The 16,544-nt window shown below is 70.1% G+C and carries 13 protein-coding genes and 2 pseudogenes; 6 read left to right on the top strand and 9 right to left on the bottom strand.

All coding sequences use genetic code 11. The annotated features are described in order from the left end of the window. Positions 1–106: 106 nt before the first annotated feature. Positions 107–1,312, bottom strand: a complete 1,206-nt coding sequence (locus OOJ98_RS15960; RefSeq protein ID WP_267055358.1) for a cytochrome P450 — start codon at positions 1,310–1,312, stop codon at positions 107–109. 161 nt (positions 1,313–1,473) lie between these two features. On the opposite strand from OOJ98_RS15960, the gene OOJ98_RS15965 reads away from it, so the two are divergent. Next, positions 1,474–2,700: a cytochrome P450 gene (locus OOJ98_RS15965; protein WP_267055359.1), complete on the top strand. Its 1,227-nt coding sequence runs from the start codon at positions 1,474–1,476 to the stop codon at positions 2,698–2,700. A gap of 72 nt (positions 2,701–2,772) precedes the next feature. Here the strand turns inward: OOJ98_RS15965 and OOJ98_RS15970 are convergent, their stop codons facing one another. Then, positions 2,773–4,173 (bottom strand): FAD-binding oxidoreductase, encoded by a 1,401-nt coding sequence (locus OOJ98_RS15970; RefSeq protein ID WP_267055360.1) that lies wholly within the window; start codon positions 4,171–4,173, stop codon positions 2,773–2,775. A gap of 148 nt (positions 4,174–4,321) precedes the next feature. Here OOJ98_RS15970 and OOJ98_RS15975 point away from each other — a divergent pair, with 148 nt between their 5' ends. Continuing rightward, entirely contained in the window at positions 4,322–4,675 is a 354-nt protein-coding gene (locus tag OOJ98_RS15975) for a VOC family protein (RefSeq protein ID WP_267055361.1), read from the top strand. A gap of 198 nt (positions 4,676–4,873) precedes the next feature. Here OOJ98_RS15975 and OOJ98_RS15980 read toward each other — a convergent pair whose 3' ends face one another. Beyond that, positions 4,874–5,284: a VOC family protein gene (locus OOJ98_RS15980; protein WP_267055362.1), complete on the bottom strand. Its 411-nt coding sequence runs from the start codon at positions 5,282–5,284 to the stop codon at positions 4,874–4,876. A gap of 136 nt (positions 5,285–5,420) precedes the next feature. Here OOJ98_RS15980 and OOJ98_RS15985 point away from each other — a divergent pair, with 136 nt between their 5' ends. Beyond that, on the top strand, positions 5,421–5,702 hold the full coding sequence (locus tag OOJ98_RS15985; protein ID WP_267055363.1) for a hypothetical protein: 282 nt from the start codon (positions 5,421–5,423) through the stop codon (positions 5,700–5,702). Positions 5,703–6,534: 832 nt separating this feature from the next. Here the strand turns inward: OOJ98_RS15985 and OOJ98_RS15990 are convergent. After that, a pseudogene (locus OOJ98_RS15990) lies at positions 6,535–7,262 on the bottom strand (transposase). A gap of 215 nt (positions 7,263–7,477) precedes the next feature. Beyond that, positions 7,478–8,431 (bottom strand): NADP-dependent oxidoreductase, encoded by a 954-nt coding sequence (locus tag OOJ98_RS15995; protein ID WP_267055652.1) that lies wholly within the window; start codon positions 8,429–8,431, stop codon positions 7,478–7,480. A 124-nt stretch (positions 8,432–8,555) separates the two neighbouring features. On the opposite strand from OOJ98_RS15995, the gene OOJ98_RS16000 reads away from it, so the two are divergent. Then, positions 8,556–9,134 carry a TetR/AcrR family transcriptional regulator gene (locus tag OOJ98_RS16000; protein ID WP_267055364.1) on the top strand — a complete coding sequence of 193 codons (579 nt, stop codon included), beginning with the start codon at positions 8,556–8,558 and terminating at the stop codon, positions 9,132–9,134. Between the two features lie 312 nt (positions 9,135–9,446). Here the strand turns inward: OOJ98_RS16000 and OOJ98_RS16005 are convergent, their stop codons facing one another. From OOJ98_RS16005 to OOJ98_RS16020, 4 genes and pseudogenes are all read right to left on the bottom strand, one after another. Continuing rightward, a complete protein-coding gene (locus OOJ98_RS16005) occupies positions 9,447–10,631 on the bottom strand; it encodes a hypothetical protein (protein WP_267055365.1) in 1,185 nt (394 codons plus the stop codon). Positions 10,632–11,192: 561 nt separating this feature from the next. Continuing rightward, entirely contained in the window at positions 11,193–11,807 is a 615-nt protein-coding gene (locus OOJ98_RS16010; RefSeq protein ID WP_267055366.1) for a TetR/AcrR family transcriptional regulator, read from the bottom strand. After that, entirely contained in the window at positions 11,807–12,655 is an 849-nt protein-coding gene (locus tag OOJ98_RS16015; protein ID WP_267055367.1) for an oxidoreductase, read from the bottom strand. The genes OOJ98_RS16010 and OOJ98_RS16015 overlap by 1 nt, the downstream gene beginning before the upstream one ends. Positions 12,656–13,446: 791 nt before the next feature. Beyond that, a pseudogene (locus OOJ98_RS16020) lies at positions 13,447–13,566 on the bottom strand (transcriptional regulator); the annotation flags it as partial. A gap of 743 nt (positions 13,567–14,309) precedes the next feature. Here OOJ98_RS16020 and OOJ98_RS16025 point away from each other — a divergent pair. After that, the gene (locus tag OOJ98_RS16025) at positions 14,310–15,503 is read left to right on the top strand and encodes an NAD(P)/FAD-dependent oxidoreductase (protein ID WP_267055368.1); all 1,194 of its coding nucleotides are present in this window, start codon (positions 14,310–14,312) and stop codon (positions 15,501–15,503) included. Next, on the top strand, positions 15,500–16,429 hold the full coding sequence (locus OOJ98_RS16030) for an RNA polymerase sigma-70 factor (protein WP_267055369.1): 930 nt from the start codon (positions 15,500–15,502) through the stop codon (positions 16,427–16,429). The genes OOJ98_RS16025 and OOJ98_RS16030 overlap by 4 nt, the downstream gene beginning before the upstream one ends. Positions 16,430–16,544 lie beyond the last annotated feature (115 nt).

Below are 16,544 nucleotides of genomic sequence, written 5' to 3' on the forward strand. Positions count from 1 at the left end.
CCCGCCGTGCCCCCTCGCCTCCTCATATGAGCTGGACGAACAGGCTCAATCTAAGGGCTCGCGCGGGTCCGCGTCGCTAAATCTGTCACTCATATTTTGGCCACCGTCATCGTAAAGCGACGGGAACGCTCGCGTACGACCGGAACGTCACGCTGGGTATCCGGACCACCTCGCCGGCGGGCTCGAAACGGGGGGCCCGGCTCAGCAGCCGACCCAGCGCGACCTGTGCCTCGATCCGCGCGAGGCCCGCGCCCAGGCAGTGATGGGCGCCACCGCCGAAGCTCACGTGCGGGTTGGGGGAGCGGCCCACATCCAGCCGCTCCGGGTCCTCGAACCGCTCCTCGTCGTGGTTGGCCGAACCGAGCAGGAGCACCACCACCCGGCCGGGCCGGATCATCCTGCCCCCGATCTCGATCTTGTCGACGGCCATCCGGGCGGTCGCCTGGATCGGGGCGTCGTAGCGCAGGAACTCGTCCACGGCGCTGGGCAGCAGACCGGGATCGGCGCGGAGCCTGGCCAGCTCGCGGGGATGGCCGAGCAGCGCCGCGCAGCTCGTCGCGATGAGGTTGGTGGTGGTCTCGAAGCCCGCGAAGAACAGGAAGATCGTGTTGTCCACGATCTCCTCCCGGCTCAGCCGCGCCTGCGGCTCGTCGGTCACCTCCGCCGTCAGCATCTGCGACAGCAGGTCGTCCCCGAGGTTGCGCCCCCGCTCGTCGAGCAGCGCCCCGATGTACTCCCGCAGCCAGGCCACGGCCGCGTGCGCGGCGGCCCGGTCCTCCTCGGCCACGTACAGCGCGAACGCCTTCGCCAGCTGGATGGCGTGCGGGCGCACCAGGTCCCGGTCCACCGGGGGAATTCCGACCAGTTCGCACACCACCATGACAGGAAGCGGAAAGGCGAGCTCGGTCACGGCATCGAAAAGTCCCCCGTCGAGGCCCGGCGCGATCAGCTCCTCCACCTGCTCCTCGATGAAATCGTGCATACGCTGCACCAGCCGCGGGCTGAACGCCTTTGCCATCAGACGCCGCAGCCGCGTGTGATCGGGGGCGTCGCGGTCCAGGATTATTCGCTGGAAGAAGCTGTTCGCCGGACCGTCCCCGATGCTGAATTCATGGTATTCCGGCGGGTATTCATGGCTCAGCCGGCGATCTCGCAGCAGCGGCACCACGTCGGCGTACCGGCTGACCACCCACTGGCCTGGGCCGCCCCTGCTCAGCGGCCCCGAGGCGCGCAGTTCCGCATAGACGGGGTACGGATCGGACAGCACTTCAGGGGCGCGTGAATTGAACCGCAGGGGCAGATCCGACGTCATGCCGCTCTCCTGTCGAAAGGCGGGGATTTCGGCCCGGATCCTAGCAGCGGGAATCGCCCGTGCGGCAGCGGAAGACGGAGAGGATCTTCCTTTCGGAGTTGTTCTGTCTCTTTCCTTTCAGGGCTGATGAAGACTCGGTCCGCTGTCCTACGCTGCCAGTTGTGACCGATGTGAGAGACAGGGAACTGCCGAGGTTCAGTCTTGACGACGCGGCGCTGCTGCGTGATCCCTATCCGGTCTACCGGAGGCTTCGCGCGGCCGGACCGCTGTGCCGGGGCGGCCCCGCCCAATGGGTCGTCACGCGGTACGACGAGGTGTCGCGGCTCCTCAAGGACCGCAGGCTCGGCCGCGCCTTCCCCGTCGAGTTCCAGGAGATGTCGGTGGGTGCCGGGCCCGCCGTCGACTTCCTGCGCGGCATCGTCATCGACCGGGACCCGCCCGACCACACACGGCTGCGCCGCCTGCTCACCAAGGCGCTCCCGCCGACCACCGTCCGCACCCTGAGCGGCCTGATCGGCGACCTGGTGGACGAGCTCCTGACGGCGGCCGAGGAGCGCGGCTCCTTCGACGCGGTCACCGACCTCGCCCAACCGCTGCCCGTCCTCGTGATGAGCACCCTGCTCGGCATCCCGCACAGCGACCGCGCCGAGGTCATGCGCCGCTCCCTCGACGTCGCCAAGGCCTTCGCCGTGTTCATACCCGAGGAGGAGCGGGCCGCCGCCCACGACGGGGTCCGCTGGCTGCGCGGCTACCTGCGGGGCCTGCTCCGCGAGCGCCTCGCCCACCCCGGCGACGACCTGCTCAGCGCGATCGCGCTCGCCCGGGACGACGAACACCGCCCGCTCACCGAGGAGGAGACCGTCGACAACGCGCTCTTCCTCTACTACGCGGGCTTCGAGACCACCACCAACCTCATCGCCACCGGCTGCCACGCGCTGATCCACCACCCCGACGAACAGCGCCGGCTGCGCGCCGACCGCGCTCTGATGCCGACCGCCCTGGAGGAGTTCCTGCGCTGGGACGCCCCCATCCACACCACCACCCGCCTGACCCTGGAGCCGGTCGAGGTGGGCGGGCGCACCATCCGCCCCAACCGGGTCGTGGTCCTGCTCCTGGCGTCCGCCAACTTCGACGAGCGGCAGTTCGCCGACCCCGAGCGCCTCGACCTCGCCCGGCGGCCCAACGCCCACCTGAGCTTCGGCGGCGGCGCCCACCACTGCCTGGGCGCGATGCTGGCCCGGGTGGAGGGCTCGGCCGTGTTCGGCCGGCTCCTCGACCGTCCGGGCCTGCTGGAACCGGCCGGCGAGGCCGACTGGCAGCCGAGCGCGGCGGGCTTCCGCTTCCCCTTCTGCGCCTACCGCAGCATCCCGGTCGCCCGCACCATCTGACCGTATGCGGGGGCGTACACGACGAAGGGGCCACCGGTACGCACCGGTGGCCCCTTCGCGTCGCCCCTGCGGTCAGTTCGCCGGAAGGATGTTGTGGTTGACCCGGAACAGGTTCTCCGGGTCGTACTTCGCCTTGAGCCGGGTGAGCCGCTCGAGGTTGGGGCCGTAGGCGTCGCCGAGCCGCTGCGGGCCGTCGTCGCCGAGGTGGTTCACGTACACCCCGCCGGTCGTGTACGGCAGCACGCGCTCGTAGACCCGCTGGGTCCACTCGATGTTGGCGGCGTCGTCGGCCGGGTCCTCCCACTGGCTCAGCACGCTGACCAGGTAGCCGGTGCGGTGCGGGAACGCCGTTGCCTCAGCCGGGAGTTGGGCCATCACGCCGCCCATCAGACCGCCGCCCACCAGGGACAGGGCGGAGGGGTTGGTGGTGAAGCCCTCGCCCAGGATGTCCAGGGCCTCGCCGTGCAGCTCGTCGAAGTGGAACGACCGGGCGTACAGCCGCCGGCCGGCGACGGTGTTGTCGTCGAGCATCCGCTGCACGGCCAGATACGGCATCCGGCCCACGTGGTTGAGCAGCGGCTTGCGGCCGAGCCCGCTCAGCGGAGCGACCGCCTCCTCGCCGCCGGCCTCCGGGTCGGCGTGCACATAGCCGAGACCGACCGCCGGCTCGCCGTCCACGGTGAGGAAGGCGAACGAGGTGGTGAGCGCGTCCGGCGCCGTCTTGTTGAACTCGCCCAGTCGGCGGGCGACTTCACCGGTCTCCGCGACAGGGAAGGCGAGCAGCCCGGCAAGGCAGTCGCCCTGCGGATACAGCTTGTACTGGAAGGAGGTGGCCACGCCGAAGTTGCCGCCGCCGCCGCGGATCGCCCAGAACAGGTCCGGGTCCTCCTCCTGGCTGACCCGGCGCAACGTGCCGTCGGCGAGCACGAGGTCGGCGGAGATCAGGTTGTCCACGAGCAGGCCGCGGTAGCGGGCGAGCCAGCCGAGGCCGCCGCCGAGCGTCATTCCGCCGATCCCGATGTACGACTCCTGCGAGCCGGTGACCGCGAGCCCGTAATGCATCGTCTCCGCGTCGAACTCGCCCTGCACCAGGCCGGGTTGGGCGAGCGCGGTGCGGCCCGTGGGGTCGACCCGGATGCCCTTCATGGCGGACGTGTCGATCACGAGTCCGCCCTCGACGCTGCCGGTGCCGGCGAAGCAGTGCCCGCCGCCCGTCACCGCGAGCAGGATGTCGTGCTCGCGGGCGAACCGCACGACGGTGGCGACGTCCGCCGCGCCCGCGCAGCGGGCGAGCGCGCCGGGCCGCTTCTCGAAGTAGGCGTTCCAGATCGACTTCGCTTCGGTGTACTCCTGGTCCGCCTCGGTGATGAGGGGGCCGCGCAACTGCTCGCGCAACTCCTCGACGAGTCGCTCCGGGACAGTGTCGCCGGAGGTGGTGGTGAGCCGCATCGCGCCTCCCGTACGGCTGGACATCGAATGGTGTCGCTCATCCAACCCCGGCCCGGCAGGGGGCCCCGGGGACCGGACAGAGTACGGAAAGGTCCGTACGGCGCCGCCGGGGAAGGGCTGCGCCTTCGGTAGCGTGGGACCCCCGCATGTTCCCGCGTCCACGGAGTGGCTCATGTACGTTCGCCGGATCGTCCCCAACTTCGAGTCCGAGGGGCAGGCCCTCGCCGACAGCTCCGACTTCTACGGAGTGCTGGGATTCGAGGAGGTCATGAACCACGGCTGGATCGTGACGCTGGCCTCCGAGGACAATCCCGCCGTGCAGCTCAGCCTGATGACCAAGGACATGACGGCCCCCGTCATCCCGGACGTGAGCATCGAGGTGGACGACGTGGACGCGGTGCACCGCGCGATGGTGGAGCGCGGCGCCGAGATCGTGCACCCCCTGACGGACGAGGAGTGGGGAGTGCGCCGCTTCTTCGTCCGTGACCCGAACGGCCGGGTGGTGAACATCCTCAGCCACTCCTGACACCGGGATCACCGGCGTCATCGGTAACGCCCGCCCCGCGCCGCCCTGTCGGGCGGCGCGGGGCGGGCGCAGCCGTGCGCCGGGTAAGGGCGGTTCTCGCGGGGTGCCCGGGGCGCCCGGGGCGCGTGAGGCGCGTGAGGTGCCCGCCGCCGTCTCCACCAGCGGAACCCCGAGAGCAACCGGAAGTCCGGTCGGCTGTCAGGCGCGCCCGGGCCAGACCGGCCCCTCTTCGGTCCACACGACACCCTTGTTGCGGCAGAGGCAGAAGGGGTGACCGATCGGGTCGGTGTAGATTTGCCAGCCGTAGCCGTTGGGGCCGACGAACTCCTGCCTCAGTGTCGCCCCCAGGTCGAGGAGGCGGCGCTGCTCGGGCTCGAACTCGTCCACTTCGAAGTCGAGGTGGAACTGCTTGGGGTGCTCGGTGTCGGGCCACTGCGGAGCGCGGTAGTCGTCCACCCGGATGAAGGCCAGCTCGATCTCGCCGAACTGGATGCCGGCCCACTCCTCGGAGCTTCCCTCCTTGACCGGACGGCCCGTCACCTCGGAGTAGAAGGCCGCAAGCTTCATCGTGTCCGGGCAGTCGATAATGAAATCAGTGAGTCTCAGCATCCCGCGATTTTGCCACGGGACGACGGAATCCAGGGCGAGATGGGGGGCGGAGACGGCCGCTCCTCCGTTTAGAACTACGCCCGCCCCCCTTCGGACTGCCCAGGGAGCAGCGTGCCGCCGTCCTTCGCGTACCGGCGTGTACCGGATCACCGAGTACGACCTCGCCGACCGCGATGAGCACGGCCACTACAACGGAGCGGAGGACGTCGTCAGCGGCCATAGGCCGGTCGAGGCGACGCAGCTGGCGGTGATCGCCGCGTTCGTGGAGGCTGCGGGACTCGCCCACCTGACGATTCGCGAGCCCGCAGTCGCGGGCTTCGTCCACTTCGGCGGGATGGAAGGACACGGCTCGGCGCTCTCTTCCCGCCCGATCTCACCGGCGGCTCGCACATCACGATCCCCGTCCCCCCTTGGGTAGCAACCCCGACCGCAATCCCCTCCGGGCCTTCCTCCGACCGCCGGGCAAGGGCGAGGCCGGCCGCGGCCTCACCGAGCCTCCGGCCCCGCGCCGCCACCCGCAGGGGAGCAGTCCATGCCGGGTAAGAGTTCACTAGCCCTCGGTCACTCCCATTCTCGGATCGAGGCCTAACTGGCCGACGAATCACTCACCAGCCCGTGCATGAGGCCGTCCTGCTTCCCCTCCAACATTGGTGATACGTCTGCCCCGCCGCACTGATTGAGGGGACTTCCCAAGGGGAGGCCGAGCAGATTGCCGTTCATGGTTCCGGAGCCGGCCGTGGTGGCTCCGGCAGCGTGGGACCCAACGTTGTGATTGGCGCACTTGGTAGCGAAGGCGGGCGAGAGGAAATCGCCGACTCCGCCGGCTGAAGCCGGAGTAGCAGTCACGAGGCCGATGCTGAGGGCGGCACCTACCAGGCCGAGCGCCGTGGAGCGATACGCAACGGATGTCATGCCTGGCGGAACGACGCACACAGGAGTTAGTAACGGCCGACCACATGACCGGATCCACGGGGAGCGGCACGGTACCCAGACCCGGACACTTTGAGGTGCCCCAGCCGTACTGACAACTGCCTCCCGCAAGCATAGGTGTGCCCTCACCCGGCACCGCCAAAGCACTGCGCAGAGGCGACCGCCATCCGCGTGCAAGCGCCTTGGCGGCGTGGCCTCGCTGGCACCCACCGCGCCCTTGTGCCCCGCTCCCGACTGCCAGGGGGCTGCGCTTCGGCAAGACCCGAAAGGGACGGCCGCGCACTCCACGGCCTGTCGGCTCAGATCGACCGGCAAATGGCTCACTTGAGGCGCCCTGTGGTGGGGCGGCCGCCCCACCGGTAGCGGGTGGTGGCGCGGCGGATCAGCATGCGGAGCGTGACGAGTGCGGCGGCCAGGTGGAGATAGAACTCGACGACCGCGCCGTTCCTCTCGGTACAGCGCCGCAGCTTGCCGTAGCCGCTCACCCACGAGTGCGTTCGTTCCACGATCCACCGCTTGCCGGCCTGGATTGGGGCGGGTACGCCCTTGCGGGCGATCTCACCGGTGAAGCCCAACTCCTGAAGCAGAGTGCGGGACTTGTTGTTGTCGTAGCCCCGGTCGAGGTTGACATTCACGTCCTGAGGCAGGGGCCCGACCTGCCCGATGGCGGCCTCGAGGGTCGGCCCGAGAAGAGGCGAGTCGTAGCGGTTGGCCCCTGCGGCGACCAGGCCGAGCGGGACGCCGTGGGCCTCGGTGGCGATCGAGCGTTTCAGGCCCTGCTTCCCGCGGTCGACCGGGGACCGGCCCGCACGCTCGCCGCCGCACGGGGCCTTGGTGATGCAGCCGTCGACGGATATCTCAGACAGGTCCAGGCCGATCATGCGGTCGTGCGACCAGCGCGAGCACCACGTGTTCGAACACGGTTCGGTCGGGGTCTGCGGCGGTGGCAGCCGAGTGGGTGGCCCGCAGCGAACTCCGGTCGTGTGGGCAGCAGTGCGGCGAATTGGTCCCAGAGGGGTTCGAGCAGGCAGGATGGCAGCGCGGGCACGGCTGTCCTTCGGGGTCACAGAACGTAGAGCACTCCATGATCGCGTAGGGCCGCGTGCCCGTTGCTGCCCGCCCCAGCCCTTCAGTGCCCATCGCCGGTCGGTCTTGTTCCGGGGGGGCGTCGTATTCTCGGGCGGCGACCCGCCCATTGGGTCGGCCTGCGGTCGGGCTCGCTCTGAGTGCGGTGAACGTCTCGAGCCCGGGTGGTCTCTCCGGTTAGTCGGCGCCGACGGCGGGCAGGAGCAGGAGCTTCCCGCGGGCGTGCCCGGTCAGGCTGATCTCAAGGGCCTTGCGCCAGTCCGCGAGGGGGAAGGTTCCGGCGACCGGCACGGTGAACCTACCTTCGGCGGCCAGTTGGGCGAACTCGGGGAAGACGCCGAAGAGTTCGTCGTCGGTCCGCTTCGCGGGGTCTTCGTGAAAGGTGTCGCGCACCCCGATCTCCGGCGCTGCGGCCAGGTCGGAGCAGGTCAGCACACGCTTGGGATCGCCGCCGACGATCTCGACGAGTTCGGGCAGGGCGCCACTGGGCGGCGCGGTATCGAAGGCGAGGTCGACCTGGCCGACACCGAGGTCCTTGACCCGCTCGGCCAGGCCTTCGCCGTAGCCGACCACCGTGGCTCCGAGGGAGCGCAACTGCTCGGTGAAGGTCTCCCCGGCGGTCGCGATCACCCGCGCCCCGCGGACGAGGGCGATCTGCACGGCTGCGTAGCCGATGGTGGTTCCGGCACCGTTGACCAGGATCGTGCGGTCCGCGGCCAAGCCGAGTCGCGCGAGGTGCCAGGATGCGGTGCTCAGCGCCATCGGGAGCGCGGCGGCCCGGGTGAGGTCCAGGCCCTCGGGCACGGCGAACCAGTGGTCCAGCACGGCGCGGTCCGCCGCGCCGGCGCTCGGCTGGCCGGCGAAGTCGGCGGTACCGAACACGCGGTCGCCGACGGCCACGTCCGTGACGCCTGCGCCGACGGCCTCGACGGTGCCCGAGACGTCGCAGCCGATGCCGCGCGGCAGGCTCCCGGGGAAGAGTCCGCGGCACAGCGCCCAGTCGGCCGGGGCCAGTCCGCACGCGTGCACGGCGACACGGATGCGGCCGGGCCCCGGTTCGGGCACGGGGACTGTCTCCAGGCGCAGGACGTCGACGGGCTCGCCGTTCTCGTGGAAGCGCACCGTGCGCATGATGCCCGGCGCGGAAGCGGGTTCGGTCATGAGTCTCCTCCAGGGTTAATCGGAACGTGTTCCGTTTGCCTCCGGCATAGACTACCGCCAGGACCGACTCAAATGGAACGTGATCCGATTAGACATGGCCACCGAACCGTCCCCGGCAGCCCACCAGCTGCGCGCCGATGCCGCGCGCAACCGCGAGACTGTGCTCGCGGCGGCCACCCGCGCCTTCGCCACCTCCGACACCGAGCCATCGATGCGCGCAATCGCCCGACAGGCGGGCGTCGGCGTCGCCACCCTCTTCCGCCACTTCCCGACCCGGGAAGCGCTCGTCGACGCCGTCTATCAGGACCAGGTCGTCCGACTGACGGCCGGGGCACACGAGTTGCTCGCCAACCACCCGCCCGCGCAGGCGCTGCGCCTGTGGATGGACCTGTTCGCGGAATGGCAGGCCACCAAGCACGGCATGACCGACACCCTGCTCGCCATGATCGATTCCGGCGAAATCTCCCTCGCTCACACTCGACAGGAGCTCCTGTCGGCCATCACCACGATCCTCGACGCCGGCGCCACCGCTGGGGACATCCGCGCCGATGCTCGCGCCGACGACGTCTCCGCCAGCATCCTCGGTATGCTCGCCGTCGCCGCCAAGTCCGGAGAACCCGCCCAGGCCCGACGCCTGCTCGACCTGCTCATGGACGGCCTCAGACCGCGCTGAGGTGGCGCGAGGCGCCCCACCACCCACCGCCTCAAGCGATCCATTTGCCGGTCGGTCTTAGAAGCGTTAATCGTTCTCCTGCGGTTGTGACGAGGGACGGTACGGGCTGCTTGGCCCCGCGGTCGGCGGGGCGTGTGCCGAGGGGGCGCGCCTGCCCGCGCGCGTGGTGTGGGTGCCGGGACGGGGAGCCACCCGGCCTGTGCCCGGTACGCGGCGGTGCGCTCCTTGATTCGGCTTGTCGGGATCGCGGCTGTCAGGGGGATCGGGTAGGGGCCTGCGGCGGCCCGGTCGCGAAGAGCCGTGACGGTGCGGTCATGTGAGGTATCGGTGGGCCCGTCGGGTCTGCGCGGGTTCGGTGGTCTGGCCGGGCCGGTCAGTGCCGGGTACTCGCGTCGTAGGGGTCCAGGCCGGGTGGGTGGCTGAGGTCCCGATGCCTCGTGCTGTGGGGGGACGGTAGCTGCGGCGCCAGGACGATTCGTGGTAGCGGCGGGTTTCCAGGTGCCATTGGTAGTCGCCCGCCAGCCAGTGCTTCAGACCGTCCAGGTAGCGCATGACTGCACTGGTGATGTCTGCGCCGACGGCCTCGGAGGCGAGTGTGGCGGGGATGTCGGTCGTGATCAGCCGATCGAACAGTGCCAGGCGGGAGTCGAGCAGGCGCTCCACCGCGTCGGCGGCCTTGGTCTGCCCGTCACCGGTGTGTGCTCGGAACACCACCACCGCGTTGCTGACTTCCTGCTCGTACTCGGTCTCCCGCCGGTACGACACCAGGTCGTTGTGCAGGTCGACCACATCGGTGAAGGCGTCGGCCGCCCTGGTGAACACCTGGCGAGCCATCAAGTCCGCTGGCAGGTCCAGACCGAGGACGTGCTCCACCAGTTGGGCGGCCCACAGGGCCCCACCGGCGGCACGCCGCACCTGCAGGTAGTCGACCGGCTCCGGGACCTGCCCGCGGGCGAGGTTGTCGATCTCCCAGAGCGCGTCGTCGAAGAGGTTGGGCAGACGGCCCCCGAGCCGGTCCCGCCATGCGGGCGGGTGGTTCGAAATGGTCCGCGCCCACAGGTCGGCAAGACCCCGTTCGGCCGGGTTGGCCGGTCGCGGTGGGCTGCCGCAGGCGAAGGCCGACAGCCTCTTCAGGAACGCCTGCGCGCCGAGCAGGTCGCGTGGGCGTTTGAACCGGTGCAGCATCAGGTCGTCGAGGTACCAGCCCCACACGTACCAGTCGGCGACCAGGTTGAGCAGATCACCGCGCGCGCTGGGATGCACCAGCGCGCCGAACAGGGCGAAGTCGAAGTCGCTGAAGTCGCGCTCGTCCCAGACCCGGAATCCTGACTCCGGCGCGGCGAGGATTCCGATCTCGTGGGCCCACCGGGCACTGTGGCTCCTGGCTGCTGCGACGTCAGGGCTGCGGCGCACGGGGTACGGCGGCCGCAGGACCTTCGCGTGCATCTCTTCCCCCACCTGTCTGCCGCCGATCACGGGGACCACCGTTCCACGCATCGTCGCCACGTTGCAGCCGAGAGGGCCGACTTCCATTCCATCGGGTGACCGGCGTGCGGAAGGCAGCCAGGCCCTCGGCCATGCGACGGTCCACATCGTCCGGGAGCTGGTCGGTGAGAGCGAGTTCGTCGGTGGCGCGCAGGGTCGGCGCATGCGGTCGCCGAGGTGATGCGGGCCTGGGCCCTGGCGTGCTCGCCCGCCAGGGGGCGGGAGCGCTGGAGCGTCGTGTGGTTGGGGTGCGGGTGGGCAGCACTGCACGATCGCTGAAACGGCCCGGCTCCTGGCGTCAAGTGTGGGACACGGCTCGCCGCTGGATCGCGCGGCAGCGCAAGGAGATCCGGGCTGCGTACGAGTTCCGGGCGGGCACCGGGGAGGACCAAAAGCGGCTGGCCGGGTGGCAGACTGCCGAGTTGTGCCCGGGGGAGTCGTCGCGGGACCTGATGGTGGCCGCACCGGTGACCCGCGGCCGGAACGACTGCACCGAACCACCAGCCCCGGGGCGGGTGAAGCGGTCGGACGGCACTTCATGCTCCGCGCCTCGCCGCGTCCATGGCAGATACCTCAGGTGATCAGGCCGGCGCTGGTCAGCCAGATGTGTTCGCATGTCGCCGACGCCTCCTGGAGCTTCTCGCGGGATTCCTGTGAGGCGTGGTAGAAGGTCCGCTCGATCATCCAGCACAGGGCGCGTGCCATCGCCGAGGCCTGATCTGGTGCGGTGCCGGCCTGAATGCCGGCGCGTTCCAGGACTGCGGTGATGGCCGCGATGAACAGGTCAGCCGTGTGGTTCCACAGCTCGCCGATCTCCGGCACGGTCAGCGACAGGTCGATCGCCGTACGCATGACCCGGCCGTGCTCATTCCACAGCTCGACCGTGCGCTGCATCGCCGCCGCGATGGCCTGACGCGGCTCGTCCGTCTGCGCCGTGACCCGGGATCGCTCCCACAGATGCTCGACGGTCCGGGCCACCAGTGCCGTGACCACTTCTTGCTTGGAGCCGAAGTAGAAGTACAGGGCACCACGTGTGATACCGGCGCCCTGGGCTACGTCGCCGACGGTCATGGCGTCGTAGCCCTTGTTCGCCAGCAAGGCCTCGCAGGTGTCGAGGATGGCCCGCTCCCGGACATCCCCCTTGCGCTCGGTGGGGCGACGGCCGCGCGCGGAATGGTGGCCGGACATCAGAGCTGAGCCCCCTCGGCGAAGTCGGTCGTACGGGAGAGCGCCTCCCACGCGCGGATGTCCTCGTCCACGGCCGTGCGCGCGGCGGTGACCAGCCGCAGCGCGTCCGAGCCCAGGACGAGGTGGGACGGCGGCTGCTCGACCGACGTTATGTGTACGACCGCTTCCCCGGCCTTGGCCGGATTGCCCAGCTGATTCCCGCTGGCCTTCTGCCGCGCTTCGCGGATGGGGGTGAACAACTCGTCGTAGTCGTCGACCGTCCGCGCGGCACGTGTCATGGACCGTCCGGCCCAGTCGGTGCGGAACGAGCCCGGCTCGATCGCCGTCACATGGATCCCGAACCGCGCGACTTCCTTGCCCAGCGACTCCAGGATGCCCTCCAGGGCGAACTTGCTACCGCAGTAGGCGGACATGCCGGGCACCGCCATCAACCCGCCCATGGAAGTAACAGCCATCAGGTGTCCGCGGCGCCGGCGGCGCATGTGGGGCAGCGCTGCCTGCAGGGTGGCCACTGCCCCGAACACGTTGACCTCGAACTGCCGGCGCACCTCGGCCAGCGGGGTTTCCTCGAACGTCCCCTCCAGGCCGTAGCCGGCGTTGGCGACAACGACATCCAGCGGGCCGACGCTCCGCTCGACCTCCGCGACTACGCCGGAGGCGGCGTCACCGTCCGTGACGTCCAGGATGCGGCCGTGAGCATGTCCGGGCCCTAGCGCTTCGAAGGCCCGCAGGTCCTTCTCGGAACGGACGGTGCCGACGACGGTGTGCCCGGCGGCCAGGGCGGCTTGCGCGAAGGCGCGCCCCAGACCCGTGCTGACGCCGGTGATGATCCAGTTCCGCTTCTCCATCGTTCCTCCAGAGGTCGCGCGCCGGGGTCGGTCCCCTGGAGAAAACTCTACACTCTGTCGATTTTTATCGTTACCGCGTTGATTCTGATGGTGCTCACGGGATGGAGTCCTCAAGGCCACCCGCGTGCCGCCCATCGCCGGGATCGGCGCCGTCAGGGCCCCGCAGCCTGGCGGTCAACCAGAGCCGCGCCCCGGTCATCACAGGGACACCCGGCGGGGCCTGAGGGAAGGTGCGGTACTTGACCACCGGCAAGCCCCGGTCGCTCTGCGAATCCACGATGGCGCGTTCTCCGCAAGAGACCTCACCGCCTGCCGTCCGCGCACCGGAGAACTGCTGCCCACGGTGAAGTTTCTTCCGGTTGGGTGCCTCGCTGGCCTGCGTTGATGCCGTGCCGCGCGGGGGCTGCCGGACGGTGCTGGGTCCGCGGCTCGGCGAGGCCTGGACTGCCTCGGCGGTGGATCCGCGGGCTATCCCGTCGCCTCGCTGCCGCCGCGCCCAGAAACGACGGCCGCGGCGCCTTCGCCGAAGCCGTCCTCCGCGCAGCCGACGGCCACCTGCCCACCATCCACCCCGCTCACGGGCACCGCCCAATGCGCCCAGAACCGCGCCCGGTTCGTCCAGGCCCGCTACACCCGGCCGGACCGCCTCACCGAACCCGCCCCGGCCGCCCCGTAGTTCGACGGCCCGATGGGCCGGACATCGCTGAGTAGCTGTTTTCGCTCCCAGGTGGGTGTGCTTCGCATGGGCGAAGGCCGGGGGGGGCGAGGTTGGTGAGGGTGCGTACTCGTGGTCAGGAGGTTCGTGCGTCGTGGCTCTCGCGGTGGGTGAGGACGGCATCCATGTGGGTCTGCGCCCACTGCCTGAGGTCGCGTGTCAGGTGGTGGAGTGAGTGGCCGAGGTCGGTCTCCAGTGACGATGTGGCCGAACTGGACACCATCGGTCACTGACCAGCACGCGGGGCACCCACCAAAATCCGGCGGTCAGGGCTGATGAACGCCCGTGATCTCAGCTGTTGCGATGGGTTCCCGGGCGGTGGGTGCGTCGGCTCATCATGACCCTGGCTCTGGCCGGTGACCTCTCGGTGCTGGCCAAGGGTCTGGTGGGGGTCGCGTGACGCCGACCGGCCAGCCAGCAGCCCTGTCCATGAAGGAAGTTGCGTACGGCGCGTGGCGCGACTCGCCGCCGAGGCGGGCTTCGTCGACCTCGCGTGGCGCATGCCAAAGGAGGCCGGGTTCTTCCAGCCGCTGCTCGTGGCTCGCGCCGGCAACCGATACGAGCCCCTCGGTGGGCGCGATGCGTTCCGGGCGCCGGTGGCCGGCGCGGGGGCGCAGGGTGACGCAGTAGCTGTTGGCCGCCGCCCCGCAGGACGCCACCTGGTGGTGGTGTTGATGGTGGTGGGCGCGGACTCGCACCGCGCGGACGCCCCCGTCACCTCGTCCCATTGCCCTGCGAGGTTCGCCTGCGAAGCCGAGTCGATCATGGTTGACTGCTGCGCGCCGCGGTGCCCGGGGGTCGGTGCCGCGCTCGTTCACTCCCTCTCTCCAGGGCGTGATGCAGGTCACGCTGCCCCCATGTCACGAACGGAGCGGCTACTTGCGTCTGCTGGTCGTCCGCACGGTGCGGAGCGAACGACTTCGAGGAAGCGGCGGAGCGATGAACACGACAGCGGCACAGCAGCACGAGGTTCTGGTTCTGGGCGCCGGCTACGCCGGGCTCTCGGCGGCGATCCAGCTCGCGGCCCGCACCAGGAAGCGCGGCAATCTGCGCGTCACGGTGATCAACCCCTACGACACGTTCACCGAGCGGCTCCGGCTGCACATGACCGCCACCGGTCAGGAGACGGCCGAGCTGAACATTCCGGAGTTGCTCGCAGGAACCGGGGCCTACTTCGTCCGCGGCTGGGTCACCGCCGTCGACGCCGAGGCGAAGACCGTACGGGTCGACGACGACCGGGTCCTGCGCTACGACACACTGGTCTACGGCCTCGGCAGCGTCGCCGACACGTCCACTGTGCCCGGTGTGGACGACCACGCCCACACCCTCAACGGCCCGCAGGACGCGGCCGTACTCGCGCACCGGCTGGCCCGGCCCGAAGGCGGGACCGTCGTGGTCGGCGGCAGCGGCCTCACCGGTGTCGAGGCCGCAGCAGAGATCGCCGAGCGCCACCCGGAACTCCACGTGGTGCTCCTGGGGCGCCAGGAGCCCGGCGCGGGCATGCACCCGAAGGCCAAGGCCCACCTGGACACGGCACTCGCCCGGCTCGGCGTCGACGTACGCAGCGGCGCGGACGTCACCAAAGTGCTGCCGGACAGCGTCGAACTCGCCGACGGCACCGGCATCCCGGCCACCGCGGTGCTGTGGACCAGCGGCACACGTGTCGCGCCGCTGGCCGCCGCCGCGGGCCTCGACGTTGACGAGCGCGGTCGCGTCGTCACCGACGGCGCACTGCGTTCGGTCTCCCACCCGGATGTGTACGCCGTGGGCGACGCGGCGGCGATCCGGCAGGGCTACGGCGTGATGCACGGGACCTGCCAGAGCGGCATGCCCACTGGGGTCCACGCGGCCCTCTCGATCCTGCGCGTGCTGGCCGGCAAGGAGCCCAAGCCGTTCCGCTTCGGCTACTACCACACCCCCGTGAGCCTCGGTCGCAACGACGGCGTCGTGCAGTTCACCCACCCCGACGGCAGCCCCCGCCGGGTCGTGCTGACCGGCAAGCGGGCCGCGAAGTACAAGGAGACGGTCACCGCCTCGCCGTGGCCGACCTTCGCCCGCATGAAGAAGATGCCCGCATCGGGCGCGTTCTGGCCGCACGGCGGCCGCTACACCCGGATCAGGAGCACCAAGTGACACAGCGTCAGCCGCAGCCCCACCAGGCCGACCCCGACCAGCTCGTCTTCCAGCAGTACCGCACGCTGCTGTTCTCCGTCGCGTACCGCATCCTCGGCTCCGCGGCCGACGCGGAGGACGTCGTCCAAGATGCCTGGCTCAAGTGGTCGGCTTCCGATCGCTCCCAAGTCGCGGATCCCAAGGCGTACTTGGCCCGCATCATCTCCAACCTGGCGATGGAGCGAATCCGTTCGACGCGCCACCAGCGCGAGACGTACGTCGGCCCCTGGCTGCCCGAACCGATCCTCACCGGTCCGGACACCGCCGAGGGCGCCGCCGCGGCGGACTCGGTCTCCATGGCCCTGCTGGTCGTCCTGGAGACGTTGAGCCCGCTGGAGCGCGCGGTGTTCGTCCTGAAGGAGGTCTTCGCCTTCAGCTACGGGGAGATCGCGGAGGCGGTCGAACGCTCCGAGCCGGCGGTCCGGCAGGCCGCGCACCGCGCCCGCGAACATGTGCAAGCCCGCCGGCCCCGGTTCACCGCGGACCGCGCCAGCCAACGCGACGTCACCGAGCGGTTCTTCGCGGCGGCGACGGGCGGTGACATCAACACCCTGATGGAGGTGCTGTCCCCGGACGTCACCCTGTGGACCGACGGCGGCGGCAAGGTTCGCCAGGCGCTCAAGCCGGTCATCGGCCTGGAGACCGTCGCCCGCTGGTTCGCCGCGCTCGGCACCACCACCTACCAGGGTGTCGAACCCGGCCAGATGCGAGCGGAGATCACCTCGATCAACGGCGGACCGGGTGTGGTCTTCCGTGGTCCGGACCGCGTGATCGCCACGATGACCTTCGACCTCGACCCAGAGGGCCGTATCGCGGCGATCCACAATGTCGCCAACCCCGACAAGCTCCTCGCCGTGGCCGATGGAGCACGACACCAACTCATCTGATGCGTGGGGGAGTTGTTGCCGATATCCGCTGATGGCTTCCCGTCGACCGTGACACCGCCCGAGGAGGTGAGACCCGTGAACGCTGTATCGATGAGGGTGCTCCCCCTTGCCGTCA

Origin of the sequence: Streptomyces sp. NBC_00083 (assembly GCF_026343295.1) — a bacterium.
Lineage (GTDB): Bacteria > Actinomycetota > Actinomycetes > Streptomycetales > Streptomycetaceae > Streptomyces.

What these genes read in the sequence shown, in the direction of transcription:
- OOJ98_RS15960 (WP_267055358.1), bottom strand. Translation starts at nt 1,312, where the DNA reads ATGACGTCGGATCTGCCCCTGCGGTTCAATTCACGCGCCCCTGAAGTG.
- OOJ98_RS15970 (WP_267055360.1), bottom strand. Translation starts at nt 4,173, where the DNA reads ATGTCCAGCCGTACGGGAGGCGCGATGCGGCTCACCACCACCTCCGGC.
- OOJ98_RS15975 (WP_267055361.1), top strand. Translation starts at nt 4,322, where the DNA reads ATGTACGTTCGCCGGATCGTCCCCAACTTCGAGTCCGAGGGGCAGGCC.
- OOJ98_RS15980 (WP_267055362.1), bottom strand. Translation starts at nt 5,284, where the DNA reads ATGCTGAGACTCACTGATTTCATTATCGACTGCCCGGACACGATGAAG.
- OOJ98_RS15995 (WP_267055652.1), bottom strand. Translation starts at nt 8,431, where the DNA reads ATGCGCACGGTGCGCTTCCACGAGAACGGCGAGCCCGTCGACGTCCTG.
- OOJ98_RS16000 (WP_267055364.1), top strand. Translation starts at nt 8,556, where the DNA reads ATGGCCACCGAACCGTCCCCGGCAGCCCACCAGCTGCGCGCCGATGCC.
- OOJ98_RS16005 (WP_267055365.1), bottom strand. Translation starts at nt 10,631, where the DNA reads ATGCGTGGAACGGTGGTCCCCGTGATCGGCGGCAGACAGGTGGGGGAA.
- OOJ98_RS16010 (WP_267055366.1), bottom strand. Translation starts at nt 11,807, where the DNA reads ATGTCCGGCCACCATTCCGCGCGCGGCCGTCGCCCCACCGAGCGCAAG.
- OOJ98_RS16015 (WP_267055367.1), bottom strand. Translation starts at nt 12,655, where the DNA reads ATGGAGAAGCGGAACTGGATCATCACCGGCGTCAGCACGGGTCTGGGG.
- OOJ98_RS16025 (WP_267055368.1), top strand. Translation starts at nt 14,310, where the DNA reads ATGAACACGACAGCGGCACAGCAGCACGAGGTTCTGGTTCTGGGCGCC.